A 14939-nucleotide genomic window follows, 5' to 3' on the forward strand; every position below is an offset into this window, starting at 1 on the left:
GGCCGGACCGTGGGTCGTATCGTGACGAACGGCCCATGGTCCGACATACCGCACGGGAGCACGCGTGGAGATCCTCGCCTTCGGAGTGACCGCCGACGAGAAGCCGCTCCTGGAGCGCGCCTTCTCGGGGGAACACGAGGCCCGCTGCCTCGAAGTCTTCCTGACCGAGGACACCGCGCCCATCGCCGCCGGGTACGAGATCGTCTCCTCCAGCGTCAACGCCGACCTGAACGCCCGCGTCCTGCACATCCTCGCGGCCGGCGGGACCAGGATGATCGCCCAGCGTTCCACCGGCTTCAACAACATCGACCTGGACGTGGCCGGCCGGCTCGGCATGACCGTCGGCCGGGTCTCGTACTACTCGCCCCACTCCGTGGCCGAGTTCGCCTGGACCCTGGCGATGGCCGTGAACCGGCGGATCGTCCGCGCCTCGATCCGCACCCGCGACTTCGACTTCCGGCTGAACGGGCTGATGGGTCGCGACATGCGGGGCCGCACCGTCGGCGTCCTCGGCACCGGCAAGATCGGCGAGGCCTTCACCCGCATCGCGCACGGCTTCGGGATGAACCTGCTGGGCTGGGACGTCGCGGAGAACCCGGCCTGCACGGCCCTGGGCATGACGTACGTGGACAAGGAGGAACTGTTCGCCTCCTCGGACCTGATCAGCCTGCACGTACCGCTGCTGGAGTCCACCCACCACATCGTCGACGCCGCCGCCCTGAAGGCGATGCGCGACGACGCGATCCTGGTGAACTCCAGCCGCGGCGGACTGATCGACACGGAAGCCCTGGTCACGGAGTTGCGGGCGGGCCGGTTCAGCGGGGTCGGCCTGGACGTGTACGAGGCCGAGGCCGGGGTCTTCTTCCTCGACAAGTCCCTGGAGACCGTCGAGGACGACACCCTGGCCCGGCTGGTCACCTTCCCGCACGTGGTCGTCACCTCCCACCAGGCCTACTACACGAGCGACGCCGTGGGCCAGATCATCGAGACCACCGTCCGGAACGTGGCCGACTACCTCGCCGGCCGCCGCTCCGAGAACACCCTGGTGCCCGGCCCCGCCTGACCCCGGGGACCCTCACACCGTCGCCCGCACCCCGCTCAGGAGGTCGCGCACCAGCTCCACGCCGCGCAGCGTCAGGACCGACTCGGGGTGGAACTGGACGCCCGCCACCCCCGCCGCCACCGAGCGCAGGGCGTGGACCTCGCCCGTCGACGGGTCGCGGGACACCTCCACCCCCTCCCGGACCAGGCGCGCGGCCAGGTCGTCGCCGCAGCGCGCGGTGTACGTGTTGTAGAAGCCGACGACCTCCTCGGCCCCGAACAGGTCGATGCGGGTCTGCGCGCCCTGCGCCGGTTCCGTCTTGCGGACCAGCGGCAGACCCAGCTCGGCCGCCAGCAGCTCGTGCCCCAGGCAGACGCCCAGGATCCCGCCCCGGTGCGTGGCCAGCAGCTCCGCCGTCAGGGCGCGCAGCAACCGCATCCTCGGGTCGTCCGCGTCCGCCGGGTTGCCGGGTCCCGGGCCCAGGACGACCGGGCCCTCCCAGGCGGTCGCCGCCGCCCGCAGCCCCGGGTCGTCGTAGCGGCGTACGGTCACCTCCAGGCCGGTCACCCGCAGCAGGTGCGCCAGCATCGCCGTGAAGGTGTCCTCGCCGTCCACGACCAGGGCGTGCCCCGTGACCTCGGCCGGGCGCTCCTGCATCCGCAGCCAGAACGGGGCCAGGTCCCGGCGTCTGGCCGCGAGGGCGTCCCGCACCCGCGGGTCGTCGGACAGCCGGGCGCCGTCGAAGGCCGGCCGGGGCGCGGCCTTCCGCACGCCGAGGGCGGCCAGTACCCCGGCGGCCTTGGCGTGGGTCTCGGCGACCTCGCCGGCCGGGTCGGAGTGCCGGACCAGGGTGGCGCCGACCGCCACCCGCAGGGTGCCGTCCGCGGCGATGTCGGCGGTGCGGATCAGGATCGGGGAGTCCAGGGTCTGGGCCCCGGCCGCGTCCGTGCCGAGCAGCGCCAGCGCCCCCGCGTAGTAGCCGCGGCCACCCCGCTCGTACCGCTCGATGACCCGGCAGGCGTTCTGCACGGGCGAGCCCGTCACCGTGGCCGCGAACATCGTCTCCCGCAGCACCTCGCGGACGTCCAGCGAGGATCGGCCGCGGAGCTCGTACTCGGTGTGCGCGAGGTGCGACATCTCCTTCAGCCGGGGGCCCACGACGACACCGCCCATGTCGCCGACGGTGCACATCATCTTCAGTTCCTCGTCGACGACCATCGAGAGTTCCTCGGTCTCCTTGCGGTCGCCGAGAAAGGCGAGCAACGAGTCGGGCGTCGGCCCGTCCGCCGGATACCGGTACGTGCCGCTGATCGGGTTCATCACGACGGTGCCGCCCGACATCCGTACGTGGACCTCCGGACTCGCCCCGACCAGGGTCCGGTCCCCGGTATGGACGACGTACGTCCAGTACGCGCCCCGCTCGCCCTCCAGCAGCCGCCGGAACAGGGCCAGCGCGTCGGCCCGGCCGAAGCCGTCGATCCGGCCGCCGTAGGTGCGCCGGATCACGAAGTTGGCGCCCTCGCCGCGGCCGATCTCGTCGCGGATGACCCGCCCGACGGTGGCCGCGTACTCCTCGTCGTCGACGTCGAAGCCGCCGCCCCCGACCCGCACCTCGTGGGAGGGCAGCGCGGCCAGCGCCTCGGCGAGCGGCACCTCCCAGGCCTCCTCGGCGGCCAGCACGCTCAGCGGGGTGCCGTCGTCGCGCACGTCGAAGCCCCGCTCGCGGATCTGTCGGAACGGCACGAGGGCGAGGGTGGGCAGCGGCCCGACGGGCAGGTCGGCGAGCCGCTCGACCTCGTGGACCGGACCCACGAGCACCTCGACGGTGTCGTGGTCGCGGCCCGGGGTCCGCCGGCGCAGCAGCGCGAACGGCGGGGCGGAGTCGTGGAGCAGGCGGCTGAATCCCGTGGTCATGGTGGGGCGTCCTTCCGGAAGGAGGGGCGGCCCCGGGCTCCTGCGTGGTATCCGTCCACCACATGCGGAAGGCCGCCCCTCGGGGCGGCCTTCGCGTCACTCGTACGTGTCAGTGGGTACGCGCGAGGAGTGGGCCGCCGGAAGCGGGCCACCACCAGTTCTGCTGCGTGTGCGCGTACATGCCGCCGACCCTAACGCACGGCGGGATCATTCGGGGAGACCGCCGTCTCACGTACTGGGCGGCGGGCTGGACGGGACGTATGACGACGTAATGTGTACGGGGTGACCGTGAACGCTGAAACCCAAGCCCCCGCCGCCAAGGCGACCTGGCGAGACCTTCCCGCGGCGCAGCAGCCTTCGTACCCCGATGCCGAGGCTCTGCGCGCTGTCGTCGCGGACCTTGAGTCGTATCCCCCGCTCGTCTTCGCGGGTGAGTGCGACCAGCTGCGTGCCCGTCTGGGAGCCGTCGCCAAGGGCGAGGCGTTCCTGCTCCAGGGCGGCGACTGCGCAGAGGCCTTCGACGGCGTGTCCGCCGACCACATCCGAGCCAAGCTGAAGACGCTGCTCCAGATGAGTGCCGTCCTGACGTACGCGGCCTCCGTGCCGGTCGTCAAGGTCGGCCGCATCGCCGGCCAGTACTCCAAGCCGCGCTCCAAGGACACCGAGACCCGCGACGGCGTCACCCTGCCGACCTACCGCGGTGACTCCGTCAACGGCTTCGCCTTCACCGAAGAGGCCCGCATCCCGGACCCCGAGCGTCTGAAGCGGATGTACAACGCCTCCGCCTCCACGCTCAACCTGGTGCGCGCCTTCACCACCGGTGGCTACGCCGACCTGCGCCAGGTGCACGCCTGGAACCAGGACTTCGTGAAGTCCTCCCCGTCCGGGCAGCGCTACGAGCAGCTCGCTCGGGAGATCGACAACGCGCTCAACTTCATGAAGGCCTGTGGCACCGACCCGGCCGAGTTCAAGGCCGTCGAGTTCTACGCCTCGCACGAAGCGCTGCTCCTCGACTACGAGGGCGCGCTGACCCGCACGGACTCGCGCACCGGCAAGCTGTACGACACCTCCGGCCACATGGTCTGGATCGGTGAGCGCACCCGCCAGCTGGACCACGCGCACATCGAGTTCTGCTCGCAGATCGCGAACCCGATCGGCATCAAGCTCGGCCCGACGACCACCGTCGACGAGGCACTGACGTACGTCGACCGCCTCGACCCCGAGCGCGAGCCGGGCCGGCTGACCTTCGTCGTCCGCATGGGCGCCGACAAGGTCCGCGACAAGCTCCCCGAGCTGGTCGAGAAGGTCACCGCCTCCGGCACGACCGTCGCCTGGGTCACCGACCCGATGCACGGCAACACCTTCGAGGCGGCCTCCGGCCACAAGACGCGTCGTTTCGACGACGTGCTCGACGAGGTCAAGGGCTTCTTCGAGGTCCACAAGGCGCTGGGCACCCACCCGGGCGGCATCCACGTCGAGCTCACCGGTGACGACGTCACCGAGTGCGTGGGCGGCGGCGACGAGATCTTCGTCGACGACCTGCACCAGCGCTACGAGACGGCCTGCGACCCGCGGCTCAACCGCAGCCAGTCCCTGGACCTGGCGTTCCTGGTCGCCGAGATGTACCGCGACCAGTAGGGATCACTCAGTACCTTCGTACGACGATGGGGCGCGGATCGATGTGATCCGCGCCCCATCGTCATATCGGGGGCTTTTAGGGTTGCCTAACTTTGGGTACGGTTAGGTAAGCCTCACCGAATAGGGGATGGCCGCCGAACCGTTCCTCGCCAGGGAGGTGAACCGCGTGTACGTCTGCTCTTGCTTCGGGATCACCGACAAGCAGGTCAAGGACCACGCGGCTGCCGGGGCCTGTACCCCCCGACAGATCGCCTCTGCCACGAAGGCCGGCACCGACTGCGGTTCGTGCGTGCGCACCATCCAGGGCCTCCTGGGCCGCGGGGCGTGCCCGCGCCGGGAGCTGCTGGACCAGGGCAGGACGGCCGCCGTCCTCTCGGCCGACGAGCCCGCGCTCGCCGAAGCGGCCTAGCCCCGGCCGAGGCCCGAACGGGAAGGCCGGACTAGCTCTCCGGCTGCTCGATCAGCTGCGCGATGTACAGCGGCTCGCCGATGCTCTCGATCAGTTCCAGCTGGGTGTCGAGGTAGTCGATGTGGTGCTCCTCGTCCTCCAGGATCTCCTCGAAGAGCCGCGCCGAGGTGATGTCCCCCTTGCCGCGCATGACCTCGATGCCGCGCTTGAGGCGGTCGATCGCCTCGACCTCGACCTGTCGGTCGGCCTGGAACATCTCCGTGAGGGTCTGGCCGACCCGCACGTGGAAGAGGCGCTGGTAGTTCGGCAGACCGTCGAGCATCAGGATGCGCTCGGTGATCTTGTCCGCGTGCTTCATCTCATCGATGGACTCGGCACGGGTGTAGTTGGCGAGCTTCGTCCAACCCTTGTTGTCCTGGATGCGGTAGTGCAGCCAGTACTGGTTGATGGCGGTGAGTTCGCCGGTCAGCTGCTCGTTGAGAAATTCGAGGACCTCGGGGTCGCCCTGCATCGCAGAGGCTCCTTCCAAAACAATGTCAGCCGAGTGACTGGGCAGGTGCGCGCATCCTTGCACCGCCGCCGGAGGTCGTCCAGTAAGTGCCTCCTTAGTGGGAGTTACCGGGACTTGCCCGAATAGGCGCGGACCTGGTCATCACCACCCTGCCCAGTCTGTCACCATGGAGTCATGGGTCAGCCGGAAAACCGGGAATCACCGGGAGCAGAGCAGCTTGAGCTCCCACCGGGACAGCGGTTGCAGCGGGGCTGGCCCGTCACCCACTACGGTCCTGTACCGAAGTTCAAGCCCGACCGTTGGGAATTCCGCGTCTTCGGCGCGACCGCCGACGGCGAGAAGCGCTGCTGGAACCACGAGGAGTTCGCGGCGCTGCCCTTCGACTCGGTCGTCGCGGACCTGCACTGCGTCACCAAGTTCAGCATGCTGGGCGCGGAATGGGGCGGCGTGCTCGCGCGCACCCTCCTCGAACTGGCGCCCCCGGCACCGCAGGTCACCCACGTGATGGTCTGGGCCGAGTACGGCTTCAGTTCCAACATGAGACTCGCCGACTTCGCCGCCGAACGGACCGTCTTCGCCACCCACATGGGCGGCGAACTGCTGACCGCCGAGCACGGCTTCCCGCTGCGCCTCGTGGTTCCGCACCTGTACGCGTGGAAGGGCCCCAAGTGGGTCCGCGGCATCGAGTACATGACCGCCGACCGCCGCGGCTTCTGGGAGGAGCGCGGCTACCACAACATCGGCGACCCCTGGCGCGAGCAGCGCTACTCCTACCAGGAGGAGCCGGGCGACGGCCCCGAGCTCTAGGACCTGTCGTCAGGACCTGCCGTCGCAGCCGGGCCCCTCGCCCAACGGCGGATTCCGGTCAGTGGTGGTAGCGGTGGACCACCGCGTGGCCCTTGCCCCGGCCGATCATCCACTTGTTCACCGGCACGGTGATCACGAAGGCCGCGGCCAGCGCGATGGCCAGGACGATCCAGAACAGCGGGTCCGCCAAGTGCGCGTCCATCGCGCCCGGCCACAGTGCGATCACCCCGTTGTCGATCAGCTCCATCACGGCGATCGAGAGGGTGTCCGCGGCCAGGGCCACCCGGACGGCCGAGCGGAGGCCCACCCCTGCCGCGAGGATCCCGCGCAGGGTCAGCGCGTACCCGAAGACGAACGCGAGGGCGATCGCGAGGACCATCGTCGGGACGTTTCCCCAGCCCAGCGCGGTTCCGATGACCATGCCGAGGACCTCGCCGATGGCGCACCCGGTGAGGCAGTGCAGGGTGGCGCGGGCCGCGGCCGACCAGGTGACCTTGCCGCCGGCGGGCGGATGCCCGCGGTCGTGCCCGTGCTCGGGGCCGTGGGTCCCGTCGTGCTCGTTGCCGTGCTCCTGGTGCGCGTGCGCGTGTTCCATGGCAAGCCCCTCGCATGGGAAACGCCGGTATGCGGTTCCGTCCCCGTGACAGAACCGTATACCCCCTAGGGGTATTCCTCAAGGAACCCGTGGATCAGTGGAGCGCGCGCAACTCCTTCAGCAGGGCCACGTCCGCCGCGTGCCCCTCCGTGCCGCCGGGCGTCTCGATGATCAGCGGCACGCCGGCCGTCCCGGGGTGCGAGAACAGCTCGCCGAAGGCCTCCCGGCCGATGTGGCCCGCCCCGATGTTCGCGTGCCGGTCCTTGTGGGCGCCGACCCCCTCCTTGGAGTCGTTGGCATGGATCAGTTTCAGCCGGCCCGGCCCGACGGTGTCCACCAGGAGGTCCAGCGTCGCCTTGGTGCCGCCGGGCTCCGCCAGATCGTGACCGGCCGCGAAGATGTGGCAGGTGTCCAGGCAGATCCCGAGCTTCGGGTGGTGGTCCAGCGCCTCGAAGTACGGCCCGAAGTCCCAGGTCCGCGAGCACAGCGAGGAGCCCTGCCCGGCCGTGGACTCCAGCAGCAGGTCGGGATCGTCGTCGTGGGTCAGCTCGTCCAGCAGCGGCAACATGTGCTCCCTGACCTGTGCGTACGCCGCTTCACGCGGTCGGCCGCCGGTCGCCGAGCCGGTGTGGACGACGACTCCGAGCGCGCCGATCTCCCGGGCCCGACGCAGCGAGTGCCGCAGCGACTCCACGGACTTCTCCACGGTCGCCGCGGTGTGCGAGCCGAAGTTGATCAGGTACGGGGCGTGCACGTACGCGGGTACGGACAGCTCGGCGCACCGTGCGCGGAAGAGCGCGTCCTGCTTCGGGTTGCCCGTCGGCGTGGCCCAGCCGCGGGGATTGGCGACGAAGACCTGGACGGCCTCGGCGCCCATCCCGGCGGCGTACGTCAGGCCGACCGAGGCGAGCCCGCCGGCGACGGGCACGTGCCCGCCGACCGGGTTGCGCGCGGCCGCCGCGTCACGGGAGGGCGGGGGAGCGGCCGGCGCCGAGGGGGTCACCGCGGCCGGGACCGATGGGTTCACAGGCCCCTCGTCCTCACCGTGATCGTGCTGCCCTCGGGGGCGTTCAGGCCACCGAGCACCGACTGGGACTCCACCGTGTTGCTGAAGGAGAGGAACGGCCGGTCCACCTTGACCTTGAAACCGAGTCCCTCCAGCGTCCTGCGGGCCGCGTCCACGTCCTGGCCGGTCACGTCCGGTACCTGGACCTGGCGGGGTCCCTTGGACAGGGTGAGGGTGACGGTGTCGCCGGCGGCGGCCTGAGCTCCGGCGAGGACCGACTGGTTGGCCACCGTGCCGGGCGGCGAAGCCGAGTTGACCTGCTCGGCGGCCGTCTTCACGGTGAGGCCCAGTCCCTCCAACGCCTGCCGTGCCTCGTCGGCGGTGCGGCCGGTGACGTTCGGCACCTGGACGGGACGGCCCTTGCTGACGATCAGCGCGACGGCCGTGTCGGGCGCCCGACGCTGGCCGCCGGCCGGATCGGTACTGATCACCGAGCCCTGGGCGACGTCCTGGCTGAAGGCCTGCGTCACGATCCCGGGCGCCAGGCCCACCTTCGTCAGCTCGGCCTTCGCCTCCTCCAGCGGCCGACCCTTGAGGTCGGGCACGCTGACGACCTCGGGGCCGCGCGAGATGGTGAGCACCACCGCGCCGTTCCCGCGGATCCGCTTGCCGCCCTCGGGGTCGGTGTTCATGACCGTCCCGCGGTCGAAGGCGTCGCTGAACTTGCGGTCGACCCGCTTCACGCCGAGACCGGCGGCCGACAGCTGGGACTTCGCCTGCTCCTCCGACTTGCCGAGCAGGTTCGGGACCTTCGTGAACTGGCCGGAGTTGATGTACCAGACGCCCGTGCCGAGACCGAGGGCGAGCAGCACCCCGGCGACGATCAGGAGCGGTCCGCGGCGGGGTGCGCGCGGAAGCCGCCGGGTCGGCGGTGCGGCGGTCGGCGCCGGCGCCGACTCCAGCCGCGAGGTGTGGAGCACCGGTTGCTGAACGTCCACCGAGCGCGGGATCACGCCCGTCCGGTCCTCCGCCGCGCTGCGCGCCTGGGCCCGTGCCTGCGGCGGTACGGCGTCCAGCTCGGCCTCGCCGAGGCCGTCGCGGACGCCGCGGGCCAGGCCGAGGAGCGCGGCGGCGTCGGAGGGACGCAGCTCGGGGTTGCGGGCGGTGGCCTGCGCGACGAGGGCGTCGAGACCCGCCGGGAGTCCGGGGACGGCGGCCGACGGGGGCGGAACGTCCTCGTTGAGGTGCTGGTAGAGGACCTGGGCGGGGCTGCCGCCGTTGTGCGGCTTGCTGCCGGTGAGCATCTCGTAGAGCACGACGCCGCAGGCGTACACGTCCACGCGGGTGTCGGTGATCCCGTTCTCGATCTGCTCGGGCGCCAGGTAGGAGACGGTGCCGAGGACCGAGCCGGTGGTGTTCGTGACGGAGCCCACGGAGCGGACCAGCCCGAAGTCGGCCACCTTCACGCGGCCGTCGTCGCCGATGAGGACGTTCTCGGGCTTCATGTCCCGGTGCACGAAACCGGCCCGGTGGGCGGCTCCGAGGGCGGCGAGGACCGGTTCGAGGATGTCGAGGGCGGCCCGCGGCTGGAGCGCCCCGCGCTCGCGGAGCACGTCGCGCAGGGTGCAGCCGGAGACGTACTCCATGGCCAGGTACGTGTACGGGCCGTCGGTCCCCTGGTCGAAGACGGCGACGACGTTGGAGTGCGCGAGGCGGGCCACGGACTTCGCCTCGCGGATGAAACGGTCGACGAAGGCGCCGTCGGCGGCGAGCGCCGGGTGCATCACCTTCAGCGCGAGGACGCGGTCGAGACGGGTGTCCACGGCCCGGTAGACCGTGGCCATGCCGCCGGCCGCGATGCGGGCATCGATGCGGTAGCGGCCGTCGAGCACGCGCCCGACGAGGGGGTCATCCAGGGTCGTATCCACCCGGCGATTCTACGAGCGCCCGCCGCGCCGCCGGCCCGGGTGGGGGCGGTTGCAGCGCAGCTGTGACGCACGTCCCCTTCCCGGCGCCCCCTTCCGCGGCGCCCGCCGACCCCCACGGGCCCCGTTCGGCCGGGGCCCGTACCCGTGGGTCAGGTGGTGAAGGCGGGGCGTTCCGGGTCGAGGGCGGCGCGGCCCTCGACGGGGGAGGAGGCCTCGGCGAAGCGTCGTTGCGGAATGCGCCCCGCCCGGTGGGCGAGACGGCCCGCGGAGACGGCGTCCCGCATGGCCGCGGCCATCAGCACCGGCTCCTGGGCCCGGGTCACGGCGGAGGCCAGCATCACGCCCGCGCAGCCCAGCTCCATGGCCAGCGCGGCGTCCGAGGCCGTCCCGGCGCCCGCGTCGAGGATGACCGGGACGCCGGCCCGCTCGACGATCAGCTCGAAGTTGTGCGGGTTGCGGATCCCCATGCCGGAGCCGATGGGGGACCCGAGCGGCATGATCGCCGCGCAGCCCACGTCCTCCAGCTTCCGTGCGAGCACCGGGTCGTCGTTGGTGTACGGCAGGACGGTGAAGCCCTCGTCCACCAGGACCTCGGCCGCGTCCAGCAGCTCGACGCCGTCCGGCAGGAGGGTGCGCTCGTCCGCGACGACCTCCAGCTTGATCCAGTCCGTGCCCAGGGCCTCCCGGGCCAGCCGGGCCGTGAGCACCGCCTCCCCGGCGGTGAAGCAGCCCGCCGTGTTCGGCAGGACGGCGATGCCGAGCTTCGTCAGGACCGACAGGACCGAGCCCTGCACCGTTGGGTCCAGGCGGCGCATCGCCACCGTCGTCAGTTCCGTCCCCGACGCGGTCAGCGCGCGTTCCAGGACGTCCAGGCTCGGGGCCCCGCCCGTGCCCATGATCAGGCGGGAGGAGAAGGTCCGGTCGCCCAGTGCGAAGAGGTCGTCCGCCATCGCCGTCAGCCTCCCTGGACCGCGGTGAGGACCTCGACCCGGTCGCCGTCGTCCACGGGGGTGTGCGGCCACTGCCCGCGCGGGACGACGGTCTCGTTGAGGGCGGCGGCGACGCCCTTGGGCGCCCGGGTCAAAGTGGCCACCACCGCGTCGAGGGTGGTGCCGACCGCGATCTCGCGCGGCTCGCCGTTGACGGAGATGGTCATGCGTAGGACTCCTGACGCGTGGAGGAGAAGCGGCGGGGGGTGAAGGGGCGGGCGATCTCCGGTACGACTCCGGTGGCCAGCAGCTCCGCCATCACGTCCCCGGTGAGGGGGGTCAGCAGGACCCCGTTGCGGTAGTGGCCGGTGGCCAGGTGGAGGCCCGGCAGCTCGGTGGGCCCGAGCAGCGGCGCGTTGTCCGGCGAGCCCGGACGCAGCCCCGCCACGGTTTCGACCAGGGGGAGTTCGGTGATGCCGGGCACCAACTCGTGGGCGTCGCGCAGCAGCTCGTAGACGCCGCCCGCGGTGACCGTGGTGTCCCAGCCGAGTTCCTCGCTGGTGGCGCCGACGACCAGCTCGCCGTTCTCGCGCGGCACCAGGTAGACGTGGCTGCCGCGGACGACCGCCCGTACGGTCCGGGACAGGAACGGGCCGTACGCGGCCGGTACCGACAGCCGCAGCACCTGTCCCTTCACCGGCCGTACCGGAACGCCCACCTCGGGCGGCACGCCGGCCAGCCGGCCGCTGAACGAGCCCGCCGCCAGGACCACCTGGTCGGCGAACAGCTCCGTACCGTCTTCGAGGACGGCGCCCGCGGCCCGGTCCCCGGTGGTGACGAGCCGGGCCGCGCGGGCGCGGAGCAGGGTCACCCCGGACCGCTCGCAGGCGGTCAGCAGGGCTGCCGCGAGGCGGCGCGGATCGACCTGGTGGTCCCCGTCGACCCGCAGTCCGCCGCGTACGCCCGGCGCCAGCATCGGCTCCAGGCGGCGGCACTCGCGGCCGGTCAGCCACTCGGACTCCAGCCCGCAGCGGCGCTGGAGCGCGTGCAGTTCGCGCAGGTGGAGCCGGTCGTCCGCGTCGAGGGCGACGGCCAGGGTGCCGCAGGCCCGGTAGCCGATGTCCGTGCCGCCGGTGGCCTCGGACAGCTCGGCGGCGAAGTCCGGGTAGCGGGCGGCGGAGGCCACGTTGAGCCCGAGCAGGGTCTCCTCGCCGTAGTGCAGTTCCGTGACGGCGGCCAGCATGCCCGCCGCGACCCGGGCGGCTCCGCCGCCGGGGTCCGGATCGGCCAGTACGACGCGCAGGCCGCGCAGGGCCGCCCGCCAGGCGGTGACCAGGCCGATGATCCCGCCCCCGATGACGAGGACGTCGGATCCCTTCCGAGATGAGTGCATGGGCGTCCAGCCCCTCCCTTCGCCGGCATGACCCGGATCAGGTTCGTACGGTCGGAGGCCGGCCAGCCTCCCTCTCAGCCCGGTGCGCCCGGACTCCCGCGATGGGTACGGTGGCCAGACTAACCCCGTGGCCGATGCCGGGTAAGGCTGCCTCCCCCGGGCTCCCGCCCCCGCTATTCCTGACGGAACGTCAGAGAACTAGGCTGGGTCGCGTGAGCGAGCAGACGCAACAGACGAACCCCGGTGTCGTGATCGTCGGCGCCGGAATGGCCGGTGTGCAGACCGCGGTGGCCCTGCGGGAACAGGGATTCACCGGCCCCGTGACCCTGCTGGGCGCCGAACCCCACCAGCCCTACGACCGGCCCCCGCTGTCCAAGGCGGTGCTGCTCGGCAAGGCCGAGGACTCCGCCTTCGACGTCGACTTCGAGGGCCTCGACATCGAGCTGCGGCTCGGCACCGAGGTCACCGGCCTGCGGCACGCCGAACGCGAACTGGACACCGAGGCCGGACCCGTCCCGTACGGGGTCCTCGTCCTGGCGACCGGCGCGCGCCCGCTGACCCTGCCCGGCTCCGACGGCGTCCCCGGCGTGCACCTGCTGCGCACCCTCGACGACGCCGCCCGGCTGCGGCCCGTCCTGGCGACCGCCCCCGCCACCGTCGTCGTGGGGGCCGGCTGGATCGGCGCCGAGTTCGCCACCGCCGCCCGCGCGGCGGGCAGCGCGGTGACCGTCGTCGAGGCGGCCGACCGGGTCCTGGCGGGCGCCCTCCCGGCCGAGGTCACCGCCCCGATGGCCCACTGGTACGCCGAGGCGGGTGCCGAGCTGATCACCGGCGCGAAGGTCGCCGGCGTCGAGGAGGGCCGCGTCCGGCTGACGGACGGCCGCGAACTGGAGGCGGGCGCCGTCGTCGTCGGCATCGGGGCGCGCCCCGCGACGGACTGGCTGGCCGGCACCGGGATCGACCGCGGCCCCGACGGCTCCGTCACCGCCGACGCCCACCTGCGCACCACCCTCCCCGGGGTGTACGCCGTCGGCGACTGCTCCTCCTTCCCGTCGGCCCGCTACGGGGCCCGGCTGCTGGTCCACCACTGGGACAACGCCCTCCAGGGCCCGCGCGCCGTCGCGGCGAACATCCTGGCGGGGGAGCCCGTACGGGCCTACGACCCCGTCCCGTACTTCTGGTCGGAGCAGTTCGGCCGCTTCGTCCAGTACGCCGGACACCACGCCGACGCCGACACCCTGCTGTGGCGCGGCGACCCCGGCGACGCCGGCTGGTCGGTGTGCTGGCTCCGGGACGGCCTCCTGGTCGCCGTCCTGGCCGTCGGTCGGCCGAGGGACCTCGCACAGGGCCGCAAGCTCATCGAGTCGGGCGTTCCCGTCGACCCGGCCCGGGTGGCGGACCCCGCCACCCCGCTGAAGTCGGCCACCGCCTGAGCCGGCCGAAGGTCCGACGACACGGAACCGGCGGAGCGGAGCGGGGGAGTCCGCCCCGCTCCGCCCGGGCGGGAGGCGGCCCGGACCCCGGACGGACGGGCCAGGTACCGGCGGCCCGCCCGAGATGGCAGGCTTGTGTCCGTGACCGAGATTGACGCAAAGATCGATGCCCTTGTCCCCTCCTGGCTGCACCTCCCCGACATCGCGGAGATGCTCGACGTCGAGGTGACCCGGGTCCGCCAGATGGTCAAGGAGGGGCAGCTCATCGCCGTACGCCGGGGCGAGAACCGCACCCTGCAGGTTCCGGCCCAGTTCATCGACGGCGACAAGGTCGTCAAGGGCCTCGTGGGCCTGCTGACGGTGCTGCGCGACGACCGCTTCTCCGAGGAGGAGATCCTGGAATGGCTCTTCACCGAGGATCCGACCCTGCCCGGCAGCCCCGTGCAGGCGCTGAGCGAGAATCGCGGCACGGAGGTGAAGCGCCGCGCTCAGGCGCTCGCCCTCTGATGAGCTGATCCACAGGTGTGCGGGCCGGTCCCACCGGCCCGCACGCCACCACCACGGGGGGTACACCCATGCAGCAGCTGTCCGACGCCCGGCTCTACCTGTGCACGGACGCCCGCAAGCGGCAGGGTGACCTCCCCGAGTTCCTGGACGCCGTCCTGGCCGGGGGCGTGGACATCGTCCAGCTCCGCGACAAGGGCATGGAGGCCGGCGAGGAACTGGACCACCTCCAGGTCTTCGCCGAGGCCGCCCGCCGCCACGGCAAGCTCCTCGCGGTCAACGACCGCGCCGACGTCGCGCACGCCATCGGCTCCGACGTCCTGCACCTCGGCCAGGGCGACATCCCCGTCCCGGCCGCCCGCGCCATCCTCGGCGACGGCGTCCTCATCGGCCGGTCCTGCCACTCCGCGTCCGAGGTCGACGCCGCGGCGGCCGAGCCCGGCGTCGACTACTTCTGCACCGGACCCTGCTGGCCCACCCCCACCAAGCCGGGCCGCCACGCCCCCGGCCTCGACCTCGTCCGCCACGCCGCCTCCCTGCGCCAGGACCGCCCCTGGTTCGCCATCGGCGGCATCGACGCCGGCAACCTGGACGAGGTCCTCGACGCGGGCGCCACCCGCGTCGTCGTCGTACGGGCCGTCACCGAGGCCTCCGACCCCGGCGCCGCCGCCGCCGACCTCGCCCGACGCGTACGCGCCCGCGCCTAGGGCGTGACGGCGCCGTTCGGCCGGGACCGCCACCGGCCGGGCCGCCGTCCGCGAGGTGTCCAAAAATGTGTCCAATGGATGGACACGGCTTCGGTGTCCGTCGAGCCGCGTCTAACCTGCCCG

Annotated in this window: 15 protein-coding genes and 1 riboswitch; of the genes, 7 read left to right on the forward strand and 8 right to left on the reverse strand. The window is 72.3% G+C overall.

The features are described from left to right. The first annotated feature begins 64 nt into the window (after positions 1-64). On the forward strand, positions 65-1063 hold the full coding sequence (locus ACZ58N_RS11150; protein WP_471157816.1) for a 2-hydroxyacid dehydrogenase: 999 nt from the start codon (positions 65-67) through the stop codon (positions 1061-1063). Between the two features lie 12 nt (positions 1064-1075). On the opposite strand, the gene ACZ58N_RS11155 is transcribed toward ACZ58N_RS11150, so the two are convergent. Continuing rightward, positions 1076-2956, reverse strand: coding sequence for an anthranilate synthase family protein (locus ACZ58N_RS11155; protein WP_471157817.1), 1881 nt, complete (start codon positions 2954-2956; stop codon positions 1076-1078). 282 nt (positions 2957-3238) lie between these two features. Between ACZ58N_RS11155 and ACZ58N_RS11160 the strand changes: the two genes are divergently transcribed. Together ACZ58N_RS11160 and ACZ58N_RS11165 are read left to right on the forward strand one after the other, a co-directional pair. After that, on the forward strand, positions 3239-4594 hold the full coding sequence (locus tag ACZ58N_RS11160) for a class II 3-deoxy-7-phosphoheptulonate synthase (protein WP_471157818.1): 1356 nt from the start codon (positions 3239-3241) through the stop codon (positions 4592-4594). Positions 4595-4721: 127 nt separating this feature from the next. Continuing rightward, positions 4722-5003, forward strand: a complete 282-nt coding sequence (locus tag ACZ58N_RS11165) for a (2Fe-2S)-binding protein (RefSeq protein ID WP_281204636.1) — start codon at positions 4722-4724, stop codon at positions 5001-5003. Between the two features lie 31 nt (positions 5004-5034). On the opposite strand, the gene bfr is transcribed toward ACZ58N_RS11165, so the two are convergent. Further along, a complete protein-coding gene (gene bfr, locus ACZ58N_RS11170) occupies positions 5035-5514 on the reverse strand; it encodes a bacterioferritin (RefSeq protein WP_053676038.1) in 480 nt (159 codons plus the stop codon). A gap of 174 nt (positions 5515-5688) precedes the next feature. Here bfr and ACZ58N_RS11175 point away from each other — a divergent pair, with 174 nt between their 5' ends. Then, positions 5689-6321 carry a sulfite oxidase-like oxidoreductase gene (locus tag ACZ58N_RS11175; RefSeq protein WP_389708906.1) on the forward strand — a complete coding sequence of 211 codons (633 nt, stop codon included), beginning with the start codon at positions 5689-5691 and terminating at the stop codon, positions 6319-6321. A gap of 58 nt (positions 6322-6379) precedes the next feature. Here ACZ58N_RS11175 and ACZ58N_RS11180 read toward each other — a convergent pair whose 3' ends face one another. From ACZ58N_RS11180 to thiO, 6 genes are all read right to left on the reverse strand, one after another. After that, positions 6380-6916, reverse strand: a complete 537-nt coding sequence (locus tag ACZ58N_RS11180; RefSeq protein ID WP_471157820.1) for a DUF4396 domain-containing protein — start codon at positions 6914-6916, stop codon at positions 6380-6382. Between the two features lie 94 nt (positions 6917-7010). Then, positions 7011-7919 (reverse strand): deoxyribonuclease IV, encoded by a 909-nt coding sequence (locus tag ACZ58N_RS11185; RefSeq protein WP_471158300.1) that lies wholly within the window; start codon positions 7917-7919, stop codon positions 7011-7013. A gap of 20 nt (positions 7920-7939) precedes the next feature. Beyond that, complete coding sequence (gene pknB, locus ACZ58N_RS11190; protein WP_471157822.1) at positions 7940-9850, reverse strand: Stk1 family PASTA domain-containing Ser/Thr kinase; 1911 nt, start codon at positions 9848-9850, stop codon at positions 7940-7942. Positions 9851-9999: 149 nt separating this feature from the next. Beyond that, positions 10000-10800, reverse strand: coding sequence for a thiazole synthase (locus tag ACZ58N_RS11195; protein ID WP_471157823.1), 801 nt, complete (start codon positions 10798-10800; stop codon positions 10000-10002). A gap of 5 nt (positions 10801-10805) precedes the next feature. Beyond that, positions 10806-11006 (reverse strand): sulfur carrier protein ThiS, encoded by a 201-nt coding sequence (gene thiS / locus ACZ58N_RS11200; RefSeq protein WP_471157824.1) that lies wholly within the window; start codon positions 11004-11006, stop codon positions 10806-10808. Continuing rightward, positions 11003-12172 carry a glycine oxidase ThiO gene (gene thiO, locus ACZ58N_RS11205; RefSeq protein ID WP_471157825.1) on the reverse strand — a complete coding sequence of 390 codons (1170 nt, stop codon included), beginning with the start codon at positions 12170-12172 and terminating at the stop codon, positions 11003-11005. Before thiO ends, thiS begins: the two co-directional genes overlap by 4 nt. After that, positions 12170-12282, reverse strand: a riboswitch (TPP riboswitch). It overlaps the preceding gene by 3 nt. 102 nt (positions 12283-12384) lie before the next feature. On the opposite strand from thiO, the gene ACZ58N_RS11210 reads away from it, so the two are divergent. The 3 genes from ACZ58N_RS11210 to thiE all read left to right on the forward strand — a co-directional run bounded on the left by ACZ58N_RS11210 (position 12385) and on the right by thiE (position 14816). Then, positions 12385-13605, forward strand: a complete 1221-nt coding sequence (locus ACZ58N_RS11210; protein WP_471157827.1) for an NAD(P)/FAD-dependent oxidoreductase — start codon at positions 12385-12387, stop codon at positions 13603-13605. 141 nt (positions 13606-13746) lie between these two features. Next, positions 13747-14112, forward strand: a complete 366-nt coding sequence (locus ACZ58N_RS11215) for an Rv2175c family DNA-binding protein (protein WP_281204644.1) — start codon at positions 13747-13749, stop codon at positions 14110-14112. Positions 14113-14180: 68 nt separating this feature from the next. Continuing rightward, the gene (gene thiE / locus ACZ58N_RS11220; RefSeq protein ID WP_471157830.1) at positions 14181-14816 is read left to right on the forward strand and encodes a thiamine phosphate synthase; all 636 of its coding nucleotides are present in this window, start codon (positions 14181-14183) and stop codon (positions 14814-14816) included. Positions 14817-14939: the final 123 nt, after the last annotated feature.

The organism is Streptomyces sp. NPDC040432 (assembly GCF_055595445.1).